Source organism: Pseudomonas sp. ATCC PTA-122608, assembly GCF_001952855.1.
In the GTDB taxonomy this organism is placed as follows: Bacteria; Pseudomonadota; Gammaproteobacteria; order Pseudomonadales; family Pseudomonadaceae; genus Aquipseudomonas.
This window is the reverse complement of sequence record NZ_LPNO01000020.1, coordinates 70,879-88,114: the sequence shown is the minus strand read 5'-3', so window position 1 is coordinate 88,114 and position 17,236 is coordinate 70,879. Positions and strand designations below refer to the sequence as shown.

Below are 17,236 nucleotides of genomic sequence, written 5' to 3'. Positions count from 1 at the left end.
GTTTAAGGAAGAACTCCATGCTCTTAGGCCTCAATCACCTGACTCTCTCCGTCACCGACTTGAACCGCAGCATCCGTTTCTACAATGAGCTGCTGCAACTGCGCCTCGACGCGACCTGGGACAACGGCGCCTACCTGTCGCTGCCGGGGCTCTGGTTGTGCTTGTCCTTAGAGTCACTAAGTACACCCGCTGCCGGATACACCCACTATGCGTTCACCGTTGCTGCCGAGGACTTTGCCTCAGCGGTGGCCCGCCTGCGAGCCGTCGGTGTAGCCGAATGGCGCGACAACCGCAGTGAAGGCGCTTCGTTCTATTTCCTTGATCCCGACGGTCACAAGCTTGAGGTTCACGTTGGTGACTTGGCGTCACGCCTGCAAGCCTGTCGCGATAAGCCGTATGTAGGGATGAAGTTTTATCCTTAGCAGCAGAACAGGCAGAACGCTTCCAGCCCCGTGCGTTACCGGGCCTGTTTGGCAGCAAGGCCTGACGACCGTTCGTCGCACTGACAAGTTTTTTCTAAACCTTTATCGCCCTGAAAATTCAGATTCATGGCGGGGTTCGTTTCCCTGCACCTGTTTATTACCTGGAGGAACCCATCATGAGCCGCATGGCTATCCGGTTACGCACCGCCAGTTTCGCGATGCTGCTGGGCCTCGGCGCCAGCAATGCTTTCGCCCAGTCGCCTGCCGATTTCATCGAGCAGGCTTCGGCCAAGGGCATGGCCGATATCGAGACCAGCCGCATGGCACACGCCAAGACTTCGTCCCAAGAGATCAAGGACTACACCATCGAAGTCATCAATGAACGCACCCTGGCCAATCAGCACCTGGCGGCCATCGCCAAGAAGCTCGATTTGCCGGTGGCCCCACGGGACAAGATCGTCGACAAGGCCGAATCGCTGATGCCCGAGCTCAAGGACGGCGATTCGTTTGACGCCGCCTACACCGCCCAGCAGATCAAGGCCAATGAAGACGCGATCGCCTTGTTCAAGCAGGAAGGCGCCGAGTCGGATATTCCGGAAATAAAGGCCCTGGTGGATGAGACCCTGCCCAAGTTGGAGGAGCGCCTGGAGAAAGCCCGGGCGCTGGCGTCGACTTACGGTAAAGGTCACCAAGGCGACGGTTGATTGCCTTGAGTCGTTCATAAAAAACGGCGGTTGGATAAGCTCCAACCGCCGTTTTTTTATGCTTGATTCAGGTCGGTCTTGGGCTGTTCGCGCTCAGTCGTCAGCGTAGTGACGGTGATGGTTTCGCTGTCGCCCATGGTCTTGTATTCCTTGCGCAATTTCTCAAGCTGCTTGCGATCAAGGCCATCGAGGCTCAGCACCGCGTTTTGCGCGTCCTTGGTGGCGCGCAGCAGTTCGTCGATCTTGATATGCAAAATGTCGTTGTCGCGGTTTTGCGTGTTCTGGATCAGGAACACCATCAGGAAGGTGATGATGGTGGTGGAGGTGTTGATGATCAGCTGCCATGTGTCGTTGTAGTGGAAATAAGGCCCGCTCAAACTCCACAGGAAGATCAACGCTACCGCCGCGTAGAACGTGCGGGCACTGCCTGCCCAGCGGGACAGGGACTGTGAGACTGCGGAGAATTTCATGACCGTTTTCCTTAAAGGGTGGGTGATGAAAATACTGACCGCAGGCGTGCTCTGAAATTTCTTTTAACAAATGAGTTTTGAGCAGAATTGTATGTTTTTCCGTTGGCCCTTTAGGACGGGTCCTACGCTGCCTTGAAGCGCGGAGGGGAAGACTAGGCTTTTGTCCGGACTTGCCCCATGCATTCCACCGCAACCTGCGATTTGGTTACCCTTTATCACCATACCGAAGAGCATTTCTTAACGGCGCTCTGCCCGCTGCTTCACCGCTACAGTGCCTGCGTAAATGCGTATTTTGCCGACGAGCATTCCGTCCCCTGGAACCTGCTGATTGTCCTGGTGGGCAGTTCGGCACTGGAGCACTCAATGGACGCTCCGCTGGAGCTGATTCGCCGTACCCCACTGCCGACACGTGTCTTGATTCATGACGACAAGGTGGAGGGCCTGGGCGAAGTGCTGACAGGGATGGGCTTTGTTGCAACAGAGCGGACGACAGCCATGTTCCTGGAACTATCGACGTTTATCCCGGTGTCGGGAGACAGCCATCCGAACGTCCAGCTGACTCGGCACTTGAGCGAATGGGCCGGCCCGATTGGCCGGGCGTTCGGGATGTCGCAGGGCAGTGTCGGGCACTATCAGGCACGGCATCAGAGAGCCCTGGACAGCGATCAAGCCCTTTACCACTTCACACTGTCAGTCAGCGCCGGTGTGGTGTGTTCGTTGACGTTATCGATGTGCGATGGCGTGGCCCGGCTTAATGACATCGCGACTGAGATCGCCTGGCGGGGTAAAGGCTATGCCACCCAACTGATTCACGCGGCACTGGCTCATGCCCAGGCCCTGGGCGCCCGGCGCTGCTTTCTTGAGGCAACGTCACAGGGTTTCTCGCTTTATCGCAAGCAGGGTTTCAACCCGTTGTTCGAATATCAGGTGTTCATGCGTGAGGCCGTGGTTCAAGCGGAACCGGATGGCGTTTGTGCCTGAACGCCATCCTCAAGCTCCAAGAGGTATTGCTTGGCTTCAAGCCCGCCGGCGAAACCGGTCAAGCCGCCTGAAGCACCGATCACCCGATGGCACGGTGCGACAATCGAAATCGGATTGCGCCCATTGGCTGCGCCCACCGCACGCACTGCCTTGGGGTTACCGATCTGTGCGGCGATCTGGCTGTAGCTGCGGGTCTGTCCGAACGGGATGGTCAACAGCGCCTGCCAGACTTTCTTCTGGAAGTCGGTGCCGGCAAAGTCCAGTTCCAGCTCGAAACGGTTGCGGGTACCGGCGAAGTATTCTTTCAACTGCCGCTCGGTTTCCCGCAACACCGGGCTGTTGTTGGCCTCTTGCAGGACCCCCAGCCGAACACGGTTGGGGCGCTCTTTTTCCCAGAGGATGGCGGTGAGTTTTCCGTTACGGGCGACGAGAGTCAGTTGGCCGACGGGGGAGGGCATGTATTGGTATTCATAGGACATGGTCGGGCTCCTTGAGGGTGTACGGCTCTACTGTAGGCGGGCCGGTCCAGAGTGGAACTACGTTTCTTGCGGTCGAATTCACTGCCGTAAGTAGTCGTTCAGTAGAGGTATCCATCGCGTGCTCAAGTGCTGTTATCGGTCCTGTTGCAATACCTTGAGCGCAGCAGACGCAAGAAAGCCCGAACGGCTTTTTTCTTCCGGATGATGCAGGACGTATTCGTCAATGCGGTTCAGCAGATAGCCGGGCAACGTGATATTGAGTTTCTGTGCCTTGCCCAGGTACTTGGTGACATCAATATCCACCACCGCCCAAGTGCAGCCGGCATATTGCGGGTTAGCGGCATGGAGGGTGACTTTCTGTGCTGTAGGAATGGGCGCACCGTCTTCTGCGAGGATCTCGAAGTGGCCTTCGATCGCTTCGCGGGCCATGGCCATGGCGTCGTCCAGATCATCTCCAGCTGAGAAGCAACCGGGAATGTCCGGGACTTCCACACCCCAGGCATGGTCCTCGTCACCGGTTGAAATTGCGATTGGGTACAGCATGTTTGTCGTCCTCCACGAACGTGTTAGCTGAGCAGCGCTTGTTTCAAAATGCTCTTTGCGGTCTTGTCCAGCAGGTCCTTTTTAGGATGGGGGATCGTCACCAGCCCCGGCTTTTTCGGGTGCTTGAAATGGTGATGGCTGCCTCTGATTCGCACCAGATACCAGCCATCCGCAACGATGTGACCTATCAAATATCGGCTGTCCACATCACCTCCTTGTGGTGTGTGTTGGTGGTGACTATAACCACTGAAGATAAATTATCAACACTCTACCTACCAGCGGTCGACGACCGATGTTTCTGTAGGTGGCGTATGCAGTGTATGAGCGTGTGGGGACTGCGCCCGGCGGAGGTATTGCGAGGTTTTTCGGCAGAGCAATCAGGCTTGCTGACGAGCCTGTAGCAACTCATCAATCACGCTCAAAAATGCCCTAACCATCAAGCTGCTTACATCGTTGCGCGTCAGAACAAGTAAACGAGCATAGGCATCCTCGTCCACCAACGGCCGATACGTCACGCCCTTATTCATCAAACTCTGAGTGCATTCCGGCACCAGTGCCACACCTTGGCCCGCCGCCACCAGCGCAATGATCGAGGTGATTTGCCGCCCCGAAGGCCCGGCTCGCAGTGGCAAACCCTTATGCCGATAAAGCTGCTCGATGGACTGGTTGAGGCCCGAGCCGTAATCGGCTGGAAACAGAATCAGTGGATACACGCTCAGCTGCGCCAGGCTGACCTCGGCCTGGCTCGCCAACGGGCTGTCGCTGGACACCGCAGCGACCAGCCGCTCCTCCCCCAACGACAATGCTTGCACCTCAGTTTGACCTTCCCGGGGCAGTAACCGGCTGAGGCCAATATCCAGGCGCCCATCAGCCACCTGTGCGCCCAGGCTCCCGGAGGCGCATTCCACCAGTGTCAATTGCACATCGGGAAAGCGTTGGGCGAAGGCCTGAATCGCCTGGCTGAACAAATCCGACAGGGCTATGGAACTGACATAACCCAGCGCCAGTTGCCCGGCGGCACCTGCAGCCAGTTTGCCGGCAATGACCTCGGCGAGGTCGACCTGCTCCAGCACCGCCCGTGCATAGGGCAGAAACGAGCGCCCTTGGGCGGTGAGCGAAACCGTGCGACTGGTGCGGTCGAACAGGCGAAACCCCAGTTCAGCCTCCAGCGCGGAAATCTGCCGGGTCAACGGTGGCTGGGCCAGGTGCAGGCGCAGGGCGGCGCGGCCGAAGTGCAATTCTTCGGCGACGGTCAGAAAGTAACGCAGCTTGCGTAGGTCGAGCATCCTGGCCCCGGGGTATTGATCGGTCCGAAATCGGTATTGGTCTCGGGTGTGCGGGTCATTCTATAAAGGCCTCTGATAATAAAACGAGAGGTTTCATGAAACCGCGCCTGCATTGTGCCCGTCTTGCCCTGTTCCTGTGTGGCTGCGCGGCGTTTCTCAACCTCTACGCCACCCAGAGCATTTTGCAGACGCTTGCCGCCAACTTTGAAGTGAGCGCCAAGGCCGCCGGTTGGAGCATTACCGTCACTACGTTGGCGGTGGCGCTGACGGCGCCGTTTGTCAGCCGCCTGACCGGGCGGTTTGAGCAACGCACCGTGATCTCGGTGGCCGCGCTGTTGCTGGCGCTGCCGGCGCTGATGACCGCCTATGCCAGCAGCTTTGCCGAGTTGCTGGTGTGGCGCTTTATCGAAGGGATGCTGATTCCGGTAGTGTTTGCCACCAGCGTGGCCTACATCGGCGATCGCTGGCGCGGCGGCACCGTGACCGAAGTCACCAGCCTCTACGTGGCCGGCACCGTGCTCGGCGGTTTTGCCGGGCGCTTCGTCAGCGGGGTGATGACCGAGTATGTCGGCTGGCGTGAAGCCTTTGAACTGTTGGCGGTGTTGAGCCTGATGGTGGGCGGGTTTATCCAGTTTCTGCTGCCGGACAATCCTCCCCGTGTTGCCCAACCTGCAACTACCTGGAGCGATGTGCTCAGCACTCCGCTGTTGGCAGCCTACGCTGTAGGATTTTGCGTGCTGTTCTCCCAAGTGGCGACCTTTACCTACGCCGGACTTTACCTCAGCCAAGCCCCCTTCGACCTCGGCCCGGCGGCGCTGGGCACCCTCTACCTGGTGTTCCTGCTGGCACTGGTGGTGATCCCCATCGCCGGGCGCCTGAGCAAATCCCGCCCGCAATCCGAGCTGCTGACCGCCGCTGCGGCACTCGGCGTCTGCGGCTCGGCGCTGACCTTATTGCCGTCCCTGTGGTGCATCGTACTGGGCCTGGCCCTCAGCTCCACCGGCGTATTCCTCGCCCAGGCCGCCGCCAGCGCCTTCACTACCGCCACCGCCCGCCACAACAAGGCCGGCGCCGTGGGCCTCTACCTGACCTGCTATTACCTGGGCGGCAGCTTCGGCGCCATCGCCCCCGCGCTGATCTGGGGACGCTGGGGCTGGACGGGATGCGTAGCGCTGATCATCGGTTTCCAGTTACTGTCACTGGTGATCGCCCTGGCGGGCTGGAAGCCCCTCCAACCTGAACTGAGCAAGACCTCATGAACGACGCCGTTGCCCTGCCGGTACCCGAGACTTCCGCCCGCCGCCGCTCGTTGATCGCAGGGTGCAGCGCCCACGCCATTCATGATGGCCTGACCGATGTGATCTACGTGCTGCTGCCGATCTGGCAAGCGCAGTTCGGCATGACTTACGCCCAGATCGGCCTGCTGCGTGGGGCGTACTCCGGGATGATGGCAGTGTTCCAACTAATGGCCAGCCGCGCTGCCAAACGTTGGGGGCGCACGCCGATGCTGGTGGGTGGCACGGCGCTTGCCGGTTTTGCCTATCTGTTGGTGGGGCAGGCGACCGGGTTGGGCATGTTGTTGCTGGCGCTGCTATTGGGTGGGCTAGGGGCGAGTACTCAACACCCGCTGGCTTCCTCGATGATCACCGACAGCTATGAGAGAGGAGGCGGGGTCAAGGAGGCGCTGTCTCAATACAACTTCTCCGGGGACATTGGTAAAACCCTGGTTCCCGGGTTGGTTGGCCTGTTGCTGACCGTCATCAGTTGGCGAGCGAGCGTCACGTTGTTGGGCCTGCTGGGATTGGCGGCAGCGGGGTTGCTGTGGTGGCTGATACCCACGCAGGCAGCTTCATCCACTTCCGGAAAAGCCGCCAAGACACTGGTAGGCAGTGGCTCGGTCAGCGGCCTGCGAGCGCTGATCGTTACGGGCACACTCGACAGTGCCGTGCGCATGGGCTTTCTCACGTTTTTGCCCTTTCTTCTGCAAGCTAAAGGCGCTGGTACTGCGGGCATTGGCCTGGCGCTGACCATGCTGTTTATCGGCGGCGCCTTCGGCAAATTGCTTTGCGGCTACCTCGGCGCACGTATCGGCATGATGAAAACCGTATGGCTGACGGAGACCAGCACAGCGCTGTTGATCGTCGCGGCGGTGTACCTGCCGTTGAGCGGGTTGATGGTGATGTTGCCGGTGTTGGGGCTGGCGCTGAATGGCACGTCGTCGGTGCTTTACGGCGCGGTCCCGGACCTGGCCCGCGCGGGGAAACGAGAACAGGCATTTGCGGTGTTCTACACCGGCACCATCGGCGGCGGCGCACTGGCGCCGGTACTGTTTGGTGGCTTGGGGGACTCGATGGGCGTGCCGGTGGCGGTGATGGTGCTGGCGGGGATGTTGTTGCTGACGTTGCCGTTGGCGTGGGTGGTGCAGCGGGGTTGCTCACTCAAATAATCGAATGATTGGCGACATGCCCCGGCTGCGCTTGCAGATCGATACCCAGGGCGTGAAGCACCTTAAGTACGGTTTCGAAGCGGGGCTTTGCTCCAGGGGCAAATGCCTTGTACAGGCTTTCACGGCCCATGCCCGTATCGGTCGCGACCCGCGCCATTCCACGAGCTTTGGCCACGTACCCGACGGCCCTGAGGAACTCCTCGTTATCGCCGTCTGCCAGGACTTGAGAAAGGTATTCGCTGATGGCTTCGTCACTGTCGAGCAGTGCTGCCATATCAAATGTCGTCAGTGTTTGGCTCATTATCAAACTTCCTTTGCCAGTTTTTTTGCTCGCCGGATGTCGGCGTCTTGTGAGGATTTGTCGCCACCGGCCAGCAAGACGATGACGGTTCTTCCTCGCTGCGTGAAATACACTCGATAACCCAGACCGATATCTACGCGCATTTCCGAGACACCATTGCCTACCGTCTTTATATCGCCCAGATTGCCAGCAGATGCGCGATCGATGCGCCGGGCGATGGCGATTTTTGCGCGTAAATCACGTATTGCTGAATGCCAGGTAATGAAGGTCTGCGTTTGCTGGACAAGATAGTTCACGGGTTCTCACTGTATCCATATGGATACTGACTGGCAATAGGCATGAGCACGCGCGCGCGGTGCGGTTAGGCGCAGGAGAATGATGTGAGTAAGGCCAAGGATTCAAATGCTCTCTTGTTGCGAGCGATTGCAGTGTCGAAGTCTCTTGCAGTTGCTGACCCCTAATCCATCAAGGATGCGATCCGCTGCGCATCCTCCGGCGTCGCCGGGTTGTACACCACCATATTCAGATCCTTGCGCCCATCGACCGCAAACACCGAATACTCAAATTCGATCGGCCCCAACACCGAATGGCGTATTCGCTTGATGCGATCACCATGGGCACCCTGAACATCGTTTTCGCTCCACATCGCCTTAAATTCAGGGCTGCGTCGACACAGTTCATCCACCAGCGGCTGCACCTGCTCCGCCGCGCCTGAGCGCGCCGTATCAATCCTGAAAGCCCCCAACACAAACCGCGCCACGCTTTCCCAGTCGTATTGGGCCGCGCGGGAATTGGGATCAAGGAACATGAACCGCAGAATATTTCGCTGTTCCGGCGCCTGGGATCCGTAGTCCATCAACATGACCGACGCCGCCTGGTTCCAGGCCACCACATCCCAGGTCGCCGTACGCAGGATCGCGGCGCTGGGGTTCAAGGCATCCAGCACCCGTTGCAGGCGTGGCGTCACCGTTTCGTTTTGCTGATAGCGCACTTCGGGTGGGCGTCCGAAGGCCAGCAGGAACAGATGCTCGCGTTCGATATCGGTCAGCATCAGGGATTGGGCAATCCGCTCCAGCACTTCCACCGACGGCGCGCCGCCACGGCCCTGTTCGAGCCAGGTGTACCAGGTGGGGCTGATGTTCGCGCGTTGGGCCACCTCTTCGCGGCGCAAACCTGGCGTACGCCGTCGTGCCGATGAGAAGCCGAATGCCGCCGGATCAAGCCGGGTACGTCGGTCTTTCAGATAGCTGCCCAACGGGTTCCCACTCATAGCCTGTTAGCCTCTATACCCTGATAACTTCACTACTTTACCCGTATAGGGCAAGCGCACAGATTAGTCTCTGAATACACACGGAGATACGGTTTATGCGCATATTTATCACGGGTGCCAGCGGATTTATCGGGTCGGCTGTCGTCAAGGAATTGATCTCGGCGGGCCATCAGGTGCAGGGGTTGTGCCGCTCGGATGACAAGGTGGCGGCGCTGGAGGCCGCCGGGGCTCAGGTACATCGTGGGTCGCTTGAGGACCTGGAAAGCCTCAAGTCTGGTGTTGCCCAGGCGGATGGCGTGATTCACCTGGCGTTCAATCATGACTTCTCGAAATTCGTCGCGAACTGCGAGGATGACCGCCGGGTTATCCGGGCATTGGGAGACGCACTTGCCGGGTCGGATCGACCACTGATCATTACCTCCGGTGTCGGGATCGCGAGCACCGTGCCGGGGCAGTTGGCGACGGAGGATGGTGCGGTGGTTACCTCAGCGCAAATTCCTCGTGCAGCGTCGGAAGAAGCGGCTAACGCTGTAGCCGCGACGGGGGTGAATGTGTCGGTGATGCGTTTGCCTCAAGTACACGACACCGTCAGGCAGGGGCTGGTTAGCCCGGTGATCGAGTTGTATCGCGAGAAGGGTGTTTGCGCTTACATCGCCGACGGGAAAAACCGTTGGCCGGCGGCACATATTCTGGATGTAGCTCGGCTCTACAGACTGGCGATTGAAAAGGCGGAGCCGGGCACGAGGTATCACGCGGTGGCGGAGGAGGGTGTGTCGCAGCGGGAGATTGCCGAGGTGTTGGGGACGCGGCTAGGGTTGCCGGTTAAATCCATTTCGGCACAAGAGGCTCAGGGGTTTTTTGGTTGGTTGGCAAGGTTTACCGCTCACGATATGCCGGCATCCAGTGCGATCACGCGCAAGAAGTTGGGATGGGAGCCTGTGGGGCCGGGGTTGCTTGCGGATCTTGCGCAGTTGGAGGGAATTGAAGGCTGAAGCGCGGATTGGTCTGAACATTTGAACCTTGCTCCATTGCCTACACAACCATCAGAATCGTCCCGGTTGTACGCCTTGGGCGACCTCTTTAAGGTTCGTCAGCCGCTGCCCATCAGCGGTCGGGTTTAGTAGCCCTGTGAAGTTTTGGCGTACGGCTGTTCTGTCGGTCAGGCATTTTATTGCCTGTGCCTAATGGTAGCTGTGCGCAGGGCGTCTTCGGGCGCGCCGGTTCTGAAACTTCCCGGTCTACTAACCTGCGTACAGCTGCCACCCTAATTTCCGTAAGACTGGGTGGTGGTCCTTCTTGAGGATCAACAGATGTGTACTGACTCGTATAATTCACCCGTAAGAATATTCAGCGTACGTCCCGAAATCGGCACCGATGCATTGCTCGCCAACGCCTACGAAACCATTGCCGGCGCTGGCGCAATGACCAATGAATTTGCCGATAACCTGCCAGACGAGCATCGCTGTCTGGCCTTGGCGATTCAGCAAATGATTGAGCTGGGGCTTTTGCTGGTAGAAGCCGTGCAGGACCGCGTGGATTGCGTTTCTTGAATTTGTAACAGGCTTTCCCTTCCAGGCCGCACATACCAAGGGAAGGGCAGCCGATTTTGATGTGTTGGGAGTCCGCACCGATGACCTGGAACAGCGAAACCAAAATAGCCCCGTTCATCCGAGAGGCAACGCTTGAAGACGTGAGTGCAATGGTTGAACTCGACGCTTTCGCGAAATCGAATGTCAGCCGTGGCGAGCTTATTCGCGAGGCCGTTGAGAGGCGTCAATGCCTGGTTGCAGTAGAGTCCGGCAGCGTCGTCGGTTATCTCGTACTTACCCACGATTTCTTCGGGAATGGCTTTGTTTCACTGGTGGTTATCTCTCCTGCACATCAGCGCAAAGGTATCGCGCTTCTGCTGCTTGTTGCCGCCGAATCCGCGTGTAAAACGGACAAGCTCTTCACCTCAACGAACCGCTCAAACGTCGCTTCACAGCAACTCATGTCCAAGGCTGGATTCTTGCGCAGTGGCGTTATTGAGAATCTGGATGAGGATGATCCGGAGCTTGTCTATTTCAAGGTTATTCGGTGATCGGCAGCCCTCTCAAATTTCGAGCATAAAAAAACCGGCCACCAAGGACCGGTTTTTTTTTACACATCCCCCGTCAAAACCATCCTGACGCTGGACCAAAATCTGAGTGGAGCGGGTAGAGGGAATCGAACCCTCATCTAAAGCTTGGGAAGCTTTCGTTCTACCACTAAACTATACCCGCTCAGAGCGGCTGACTTTGTACCAGATGTGCTCGCGGATTTGAAGTTTTTCTTCGAAAATTCTGTGTTTTACGTGCCAACGGTCGGCCGTGGGCAGGCGGACCCCTATGGAAATCCAGCCCACCCACAACCCCACCGCTCATACGGCAAATGCATGCTGTGGCTGCGACGCGTGGTACCGCAACCGGCTCGGTTGCTGCTCCGGCCTCAAAAAACCCATCAACGCCTCCCGGCTATCCCGGCAAGCAGCCTTGTGCTCCATATCCAAAAAGTGCCCGGTCGCTTGAATCGTCCCGAAGCTGCTTTTCGCAATATGCTGCCCAAACAACTTGGCATCCTGGGCGCTGGTGTACTCGTCCCATTCGCCGTTCAAAAACAACACCGGAATATCAATCTGCTTCGCCGCCTTGAGGTAGCAAAGCCGGTCGCTGTTGAGCACGTGGCTGATGTGAAAGTGCATCTGCCCATACTCATGCTCGGCCAGGCTGCTCACGTGTTTGTAGTTGAAGCGTTTGAACAGCGACGGCAGGTGTTTGCCGATGGTGCTGTTGACCAGGTTGCCCACGCGGTCGCGGTCGAGGCTGCCGAGGTAGTCGACGCCGCGCTCCAGGTAGTCGCGCATCGGTGCGTTGATCACCGGGGAGAACGAGCTGATCACGGCCTTTTCCACACGGCGCGGGCGGTGGGCGAGGGCGACGAGGGTCGCGGCGCCGCCCCAGGAAAAGGACAGCACGTGTTCGGCGGCGAAGTGGTCGATGAGTTCCAGAAGGATCTGGCCCTCGACTTCTTTCGTCAGCATATGCTCGTGGCGGTTGTGGATTTTTGAGCGACCGGCGTAGGGCTGATCGTACAAAACCACGTTGAACGTCGGATGCAGGCTTTTCACGGTCTGGGCGAAAGACGCAGTGGTGGCCATTGAGCCGTTGACCAGGATGATGGTCTTGGCAGCTGCGTCCGCGCGATAGAACTCCGTGTAAACCCGATACTGACCCTGTATATCCAGCACAGCGATTTCTGGCCTCATGTCGTAAGACTCCTGGCAAGCGGGTAATGCGCGCAGATCACTCTGCACGAGCTTTGTGACAGGTAGGCATACGCCTGGAAGTGAGGGCCCATGTCGATCCGGTGCTGGCTGGCCGACGGGTGTTGTTATGGCGGGCAATTTGCCGTGAGATGCCCGCAGATCAAGCGTGCGGACGGGCAAAGTGTTTCTTGTAGGTAGGGGTGACTCGCCAGTCAGTTTGCGGCTGGCTCGGTTGATTCAAGCATCAGGGATGCCAGTTCGCCAGTCGATGGCGTGGTTTTTTGCCATCATCGGCTGAACGGTCATCAGACCTGTTGGATTTCAGCGTCCGTAAGCGCCCGGTACTGGCCTTGGGCAAGGGCTGAGTCCAATTCCAAAGGCCCCATGCGCTCGCGGTGCAGGCGGGTCACTTTGTTGTTGAAGTGCCCGAACATGCGTTTCACCTGGTGATAACGCCCTTCAATGATGCTCAGGCGCGCCGTTCTGGGGCCCAATAGCTCAAGTTCTGCTGGTTGCGTGGTGAGGTCTTCAAACGCGAAGTACAGGCCGGCGGCAAAGGTGGCTGCGTATTCCGGGCCAATGTTTTGCTCTGTCTCGACGTAGTAGACCTTCGGCAATTTGGTTTGCGGCTGGGTCAGGCGGCGCGACCACTGGCCGTCGTTGGTGATCAGCAGCAGGCCGGTGGTGTTGAAATCCAGGCGGCCGGCGATGTGCAGCTCGTGCTTGTCCGGTTCGTCCAGCAGGTCAAGCACGGTGGGGTGTTGCGGGTCGGCGGTGGCGCTCACGCAACCCTGGGGTTTGTGCAGCATGAAGTAGCGCGCGGGTTTGCCCGCTTGCAGCACTTCACCATCCAGCAGCACACGGCTGAACTCGCTCACCGGGTGATGCGGGTCGCTGACTGTCTGGCCGTCGACGGTGATCCGCCGCTCCACCAGCAACAGGCGTACTTGCTTGCGGTTGAAACGGGGCAGGTTGCTGAGGAAACGGTCGACACGCATTACGTGGGCTCGGCGCCGCGCAGTTGCTCGTCCACCTGGGCACAGCGCGGGCACAGGCAGGCTTTATTGCGCAGTTCCGGCGGCAAGGCTTCAAGCACCGCAGGGTCGATGCTGACGCTGTAGCACCAGCAGGCCTGGTCGGCAGTGCGCGGGTCGGCCAGGGCGCAATCGTTGCGGGCGCCGCAGGCGGGGCAGAGGGTTGGCGTGGTCATCGGTCGGTTCAGGCTGTATCGGACAAGGTCCCGGTGAAACCCGGTGTACCTTGCACGATACAGCCCCGAGGCGTTATTGCAAATCACGCTCCAGCACGACCACCCGTTGCCCGGCGCCAATGCCGCTGCCCGGTTGCACAGGGATTTCCCTGACAGTGCCGGCAAACGGCGCGAGTACCGGGATTTCCATTTTCATCGACTCCAGGATCACCAGCACATCACCCGCCGCCACGTGTTCGCCAGCGCTCACCTGTACTTGCCAGAGGTTGCCGGCGATGTGGCTGTCGATGCTGTATTCGTTGGCCTGCAACGGCGTATCTTCGCCCAATGGCGCCGCAAGCTCTTCGCTGTCGAAATGCGCCTGGCCGCTGGCGATCCAGCGTTCGCGTTCGGCGTTGAACGCGCGCTGCTGTTGCCCGCGAAACTCGCCAATGCTCTCGGCTTCCTGCGCGAGAAAGGCCTGGTAATCCGTCAGGTTCAACTGGCTGTGTTCGATGCTCAGTTCAAACCGCCCAAGGGGGAAATCCCGGCGGATCTGCACCAACTCATCCGCACTCACTGGGTAAAAGCGGATCTGGTCGAAGAAGCGCAGCAACCACGGTTTGCCATCGAACGCCGCGACTTCGCGGTAGCGGTTCCACATCTGCAAGGTGCGCCCGACGAACTGATAGCCGCCGGGGCCTTCCATGCCGTACACGCACAGGTAGGCGCCGCCGATGCCCACGGAGTTTTCGGCGGTCCAGGTGCGTGCCGGGTTGTACTTGGTGGTGACCAGGCGGTGGCGCGGGTCCAGCGGCGTGGCCACGGGCGCGCCGAGGTAGACGTCGCCCAGGCCCATCACCAGGTAGCTCGCGTCGAACACGGTGTGGCGCACCTCGTCGAGGTTGGCCAGGTCGTTGATGCGGCGGATGAACTCCAGGTTGCTTGGGCACCACGGGGCGTCCTTGCGCACGGTGGTCATGTATTTTTCGATGGCCAGTTGGCAGGCGGGGTCGTCCCAGGAGAGTGGCAGGTGGACGATGCGCGACGGCACTTGCAGGTTTTGGCTGGCGCAGACGGCGTGCCATTCGGTGGTGATCAACGCCAAGAGGTCGGCGAGGGGCAGTTGTTCGGGCTGGTAGTGGATTTGCAGGGAACGGATGCCGGGTGTCAGGTCGATGACGCCGTGCAGGGCTCGGCTTTCGAAGGCTTGCATCAGGGCGTGGGCGCGAAAGCGCAGGACTAGGTCGAGTTCAGGAGCGCCGATTTCCAGGAGCAGGTGGGTGTCGCCGGCGAGGCGGGCGACGAGGCGGGTGTCGGCTTGGCCGATGTCCAGAACAACAGGCGACTCAATCAAATGTGGGAGCGGGCTTGCTCGCGAAAGCATCGCCTCGGTTTGCCTGTCGGACCGAGTTGCCTGCATCGCGAGCAAGCCCGGCTCCCACACTTGATCCCATTTCAGGGCCAGGTTTCGGGCGGTCTTGATGTCGACCGGAGTGAAGCGGATTTTGTCACCCGCCTTGAGCTGGCCCAACTGCCACAAGTCCGCCTCGATCACCGTCACCGGGCACACAAACCCACCCAGGCTCGGGCCGTCGGGGCCGAGGATCACCGGCATATCCCCGGTAAAATCCACCGCGCCAATCGCATAGGGATTGTCGTGAATGTTGGACGGATGCAGTCCCGCTTCACCCCCATCCGTACGCGCCCACAATGGCTTTGGCCCGATCAACCTCACGCCGGTGCGGCTGGAGTTGAAATGCACTTCCCACTGAGTGGCGAAGAACGTCTCGATGTACTCAGGCTTGAAGTATTCCGGCGCGCCGTGAGGGCCGTAGATCACCCGCAGTGTTCGCACCTCGGCAAGCGGTTCAGGCGCTAACGTGTTGCCGCAACTGACATCTTCCAACGGCAGCAAGTGCAACACGTCACCCGCCCGCAACGCCCGTCCGCCATGCCCGCCAAACTGTCCAAGGGTGAAGGTACTTTTGCTGCCCAGATAATCGGGAACCTGCAGCCCGCCGCGCAGGCAAAGGTAGCTGCGCGCGCCGGCCCCGGCGAGGGCGCCCAGGCTCAAGGTCGCGCCCGCCGGCACCAGCAGCGCAGTGTTCATTGGCACCGCTTCATCATTCAACCGCAGCGCAATGTCCGCCCCGGTCACCGTCACCACTGCCGCGCAATTGAAGCGCAGCATTGGCCCGCTCATGGTGATTTCCAGCGCGGCAGTACCTTCGGCATTGCCCAGCAAGCGGTTACCCAGACGCAGTGCGCGACTGTCCATCGGCCCTGACGGCGGCACGCCCACGGCCCAGTAACCGAGGCGCCCCGGATAGTCCTGGACACTGGTTTGTGTCCCGGCGCTGAGTACCTCAAACGTGTCTGCGCGGTAGACCAAATCCTCAAGGCAGCGCGTCCACGGCCGGCCACTGGCGAACGGCGCGGCGAGCAGGATCTGGCGCAAGTAATCGCGATTGGTTTCCACGCCGTACAGCTGGCTGCTGGTCAGGGCTTGATGCAGATCCAGGCGCGCCTGTTCGCGGGTCGGCGCCCAGGTGATGAGCTTGGCGATCATCGGGTCGAAGTAGGGCGGGATCTCGCAACCGGCCTCCACCCAGGTGTCGACACGCAGGCCTTCAGCGACCGGAAAATCCACGCAGGTCAGAAGCCCCGGGCTCGGCTGAAAATCCCGTCCCGGATCTTCGGCGTACAGGCGCGCCTGAATCGCGTGGCCGTGAGGCTTCAATTCCAGATCCCGCAGCGGCGGCATTTCGCCGGCGGCCAGTTGCACCATCCAGCGCACCAAGTCCACGCCCCACACTTGCTCGGTGACGCCGTGTTCCACCTGCAATCGGGTGTTCACTTCCAGAAAATAGAAGCGGCCATCGGCGCTATCAAAGATAAACTCCACCGTGCCGGCGCTCCGGTAATTCACGGCCTTGGCCAGGGTGATTGCGGCGTGGCACAGCTCATCCGCCATCCCGTCGGGCAAGTTCGGCGCAGGGGTTTCCTCGAGCACTTTCTGGTTGCGCCGCTGCACCGAACAGTCGCGCACACCGAGAGCAATCACCTCGCCACACCCATCACCAAACACCTGCACTTCCAAGTGCCGGGCGTGCTGGATGTATTTTTCGATAAATACACCGGCGTCGCTGAAGTTGTTCTGGCCCAGGCGTTTGACCGCTTCGAAACAGTCGCGCAATTCATCGGCGTTGTTGCATACGCGCATGCCGATCCCGCCACCGCCCGCCGTGCTTTTAAGCATGATCGGATAGCCCACGGTTTCCCCGGCCAGTAACGCAGCGTCGAGGCTATTGAGCAGTTCGGTGCCTTCCAGCAGCGGGATGTTGTGCTGCCTGGCCAACGCGCGCGCGGTGTGCTTGAGGCCGAACACTCGCAGCTGCTCTGGCGTCGGGCCGACGAAGGCGATGCCCGCTGTTTCGCAGGCTTCGGCGAAGGCGGCGTTTTCCGAAAGAAAGCCATAACCGGGATGGATCGCGGTGGCGCCACAAGCCTTGGCCGTGGCGAGGATTTTCTCGACCGACAAATAGGTGCCGGCCGCCGCGCCTTCGCCCAGGCTGTAGGCCTCGTCGGCTTGCTGGATGTGCAGGCTGGCGGCATCGGCTTCGGAATACACCGCCACGCCCTTGACCGAAAGCTCACGCAAGGTGCGCAGGATGCGGCAGGCGATGGCGCCACGGTTGGCGATCAACAGTTTTTCGAACATGGCAAAACCCCGCAGGCCGATGCATGTCCGGCCTTGTCCTGGGATGCGGGCCGTCCCGCAAATGTGGATGGCGCTACGGTCGTCCGGAGCGCATGCAGTCAGTGTGGGAGGTCGAGTGTGGGAGCGGGCTTGCTCGCG

20 protein-coding genes and 1 tRNA gene are annotated in these 17,236 nt (G+C 59.8%); 8 read left to right on the top strand and 13 right to left on the bottom strand.

The window, feature by feature from the left end:
- Positions 1 to 17: 17 nt before the first annotated feature.
- Together fos and AU074_RS18665 are read left to right on the top strand one after the other, a co-directional pair.
- Positions 18 to 422: a fosfomycin resistance glutathione transferase gene (gene fos / locus AU074_RS18670; RefSeq protein ID WP_076015969.1), complete on the top strand. Its 405-nt coding sequence runs from the start codon at positions 18 to 20 to the stop codon at positions 420 to 422.
- Positions 423 to 598: 176 nt separating this feature from the next.
- Entirely contained in the window at positions 599 to 1,126 is a 528-nt protein-coding gene (locus tag AU074_RS18665; RefSeq protein WP_003212082.1) for a DUF4142 domain-containing protein, read from the top strand.
- A 56-nt stretch (positions 1,127 to 1,182) separates the two neighbouring features.
- On the opposite strand, the gene AU074_RS18660 is transcribed toward AU074_RS18665, so the two are convergent.
- On the bottom strand, positions 1,183 to 1,596 hold the full coding sequence (locus AU074_RS18660; protein WP_076015968.1) for a low affinity iron permease family protein: 414 nt from the start codon (positions 1,594 to 1,596) through the stop codon (positions 1,183 to 1,185).
- Between the two features lie 177 nt (positions 1,597 to 1,773).
- Here AU074_RS18660 and AU074_RS18655 point away from each other — a divergent pair, with 177 nt between their 5' ends.
- Positions 1,774 to 2,577 carry a GNAT family N-acetyltransferase gene (locus AU074_RS18655; protein WP_076015967.1) on the top strand — a complete coding sequence of 268 codons (804 nt, stop codon included), beginning with the start codon at positions 1,774 to 1,776 and terminating at the stop codon, positions 2,575 to 2,577.
- On the opposite strand, the gene AU074_RS18650 is transcribed toward AU074_RS18655, so the two are convergent.
- The 4 genes from AU074_RS18650 to AU074_RS18635 all read right to left on the bottom strand — a co-directional run bounded on the left by AU074_RS18650 (position 2,547) and on the right by AU074_RS18635 (position 4,885).
- The gene (locus AU074_RS18650; protein WP_076015966.1) at positions 2,547 to 3,056 is read right to left on the bottom strand and encodes a methylated-DNA--[protein]-cysteine S-methyltransferase; all 510 of its coding nucleotides are present in this window, start codon (positions 3,054 to 3,056) and stop codon (positions 2,547 to 2,549) included. The two genes, AU074_RS18655 and AU074_RS18650, sit on opposite strands and share 31 nt — an antisense overlap.
- 132 nt (positions 3,057 to 3,188) lie before the next feature.
- Positions 3,189 to 3,599, bottom strand: coding sequence for a type II toxin-antitoxin system HicB family antitoxin (locus tag AU074_RS18645; protein WP_003212074.1), 411 nt, complete (start codon positions 3,597 to 3,599; stop codon positions 3,189 to 3,191).
- A 23-nt stretch (positions 3,600 to 3,622) separates the two neighbouring features.
- Positions 3,623 to 3,805 carry a type II toxin-antitoxin system HicA family toxin gene (locus AU074_RS18640; protein WP_076015965.1) on the bottom strand — a complete coding sequence of 61 codons (183 nt, stop codon included), beginning with the start codon at positions 3,803 to 3,805 and terminating at the stop codon, positions 3,623 to 3,625.
- A gap of 171 nt (positions 3,806 to 3,976) precedes the next feature.
- On the bottom strand, positions 3,977 to 4,885 hold the full coding sequence (locus tag AU074_RS18635; RefSeq protein ID WP_076015964.1) for a LysR family transcriptional regulator: 909 nt from the start codon (positions 4,883 to 4,885) through the stop codon (positions 3,977 to 3,979).
- Positions 4,886 to 4,980: 95 nt separating this feature from the next.
- On the opposite strand from AU074_RS18635, the gene AU074_RS18630 reads away from it, so the two are divergent.
- Both AU074_RS18630 and AU074_RS18625 read left to right on the top strand, forming a co-directional pair.
- Positions 4,981 to 6,144 (top strand): MFS transporter, encoded by a 1,164-nt coding sequence (locus AU074_RS18630; protein ID WP_076015963.1) that lies wholly within the window; start codon positions 4,981 to 4,983, stop codon positions 6,142 to 6,144.
- Positions 6,141 to 7,331, top strand: a complete 1,191-nt coding sequence (locus AU074_RS18625) for an MFS transporter (protein WP_076015962.1) — start codon at positions 6,141 to 6,143, stop codon at positions 7,329 to 7,331. The genes AU074_RS18630 and AU074_RS18625 overlap by 4 nt, the downstream gene beginning before the upstream one ends.
- Here the strand turns inward: AU074_RS18625 and AU074_RS18620 are convergent.
- From AU074_RS18620 to AU074_RS18610, 3 genes are all read right to left on the bottom strand, one after another.
- A complete protein-coding gene (locus AU074_RS18620) occupies positions 7,324 to 7,632 on the bottom strand; it encodes an addiction module antidote protein (protein ID WP_003212064.1) in 309 nt (102 codons plus the stop codon). The genes AU074_RS18625 and AU074_RS18620 overlap by 8 nt on opposite strands.
- 2 nt (positions 7,633 to 7,634) lie before the next feature.
- Positions 7,635 to 7,928: a type II toxin-antitoxin system RelE/ParE family toxin gene (locus AU074_RS18615; RefSeq protein WP_063032679.1), complete on the bottom strand. Its 294-nt coding sequence runs from the start codon at positions 7,926 to 7,928 to the stop codon at positions 7,635 to 7,637.
- Between the two features lie 161 nt (positions 7,929 to 8,089).
- A complete protein-coding gene (locus AU074_RS18610) occupies positions 8,090 to 8,902 on the bottom strand; it encodes a helix-turn-helix transcriptional regulator (RefSeq protein ID WP_076015961.1) in 813 nt (270 codons plus the stop codon).
- 95 nt (positions 8,903 to 8,997) lie between these two features.
- Here AU074_RS18610 and AU074_RS18605 point away from each other — a divergent pair, with 95 nt between their 5' ends.
- The 3 genes from AU074_RS18605 (at position 8,998) to AU074_RS18595 (ending at position 10,982) form a co-directional block, all read left to right on the top strand.
- A complete protein-coding gene (locus AU074_RS18605; protein WP_076015960.1) occupies positions 8,998 to 9,894 on the top strand; it encodes an SDR family oxidoreductase in 897 nt (298 codons plus the stop codon).
- Positions 9,895 to 10,212: 318 nt separating this feature from the next.
- Positions 10,213 to 10,452, top strand: coding sequence for a DUF6124 family protein (locus tag AU074_RS18600; RefSeq protein ID WP_076015959.1), 240 nt, complete (start codon positions 10,213 to 10,215; stop codon positions 10,450 to 10,452).
- Positions 10,453 to 10,532: 80 nt separating this feature from the next.
- Positions 10,533 to 10,982 (top strand): GNAT family N-acetyltransferase, encoded by a 450-nt coding sequence (locus AU074_RS18595; protein WP_076015958.1) that lies wholly within the window; start codon positions 10,533 to 10,535, stop codon positions 10,980 to 10,982.
- Between the two features lie 107 nt (positions 10,983 to 11,089).
- Here the strand turns inward: AU074_RS18595 and AU074_RS18590 are convergent.
- The 5 genes from AU074_RS18590 to uca all read right to left on the bottom strand — a co-directional run bounded on the left by AU074_RS18590 (position 11,090) and on the right by uca (position 17,098).
- Positions 11,090 to 11,163 (bottom strand) — tRNA-Gly (locus AU074_RS18590).
- 137 nt (positions 11,164 to 11,300) lie between these two features.
- Positions 11,301 to 12,185 carry an alpha/beta fold hydrolase gene (locus tag AU074_RS18585; RefSeq protein WP_076015957.1) on the bottom strand — a complete coding sequence of 295 codons (885 nt, stop codon included), beginning with the start codon at positions 12,183 to 12,185 and terminating at the stop codon, positions 11,301 to 11,303.
- A gap of 305 nt (positions 12,186 to 12,490) precedes the next feature.
- Positions 12,491 to 13,183, bottom strand: coding sequence for a pseudouridine synthase (locus tag AU074_RS18580; protein WP_076015956.1), 693 nt, complete (start codon positions 13,181 to 13,183; stop codon positions 12,491 to 12,493).
- Positions 13,183 to 13,395 (bottom strand): cysteine-rich CWC family protein, encoded by a 213-nt coding sequence (locus tag AU074_RS18575; RefSeq protein ID WP_076015955.1) that lies wholly within the window; start codon positions 13,393 to 13,395, stop codon positions 13,183 to 13,185. Before AU074_RS18575 ends, AU074_RS18580 begins: the two co-directional genes overlap by 1 nt.
- Before the next feature lie 73 nt (positions 13,396 to 13,468).
- Complete coding sequence (gene uca, locus AU074_RS18570) at positions 13,469 to 17,098, bottom strand: urea carboxylase (protein ID WP_076015954.1); 3,630 nt, start codon at positions 17,096 to 17,098, stop codon at positions 13,469 to 13,471.
- Positions 17,099 to 17,236: the final 138 nt, after the last annotated feature.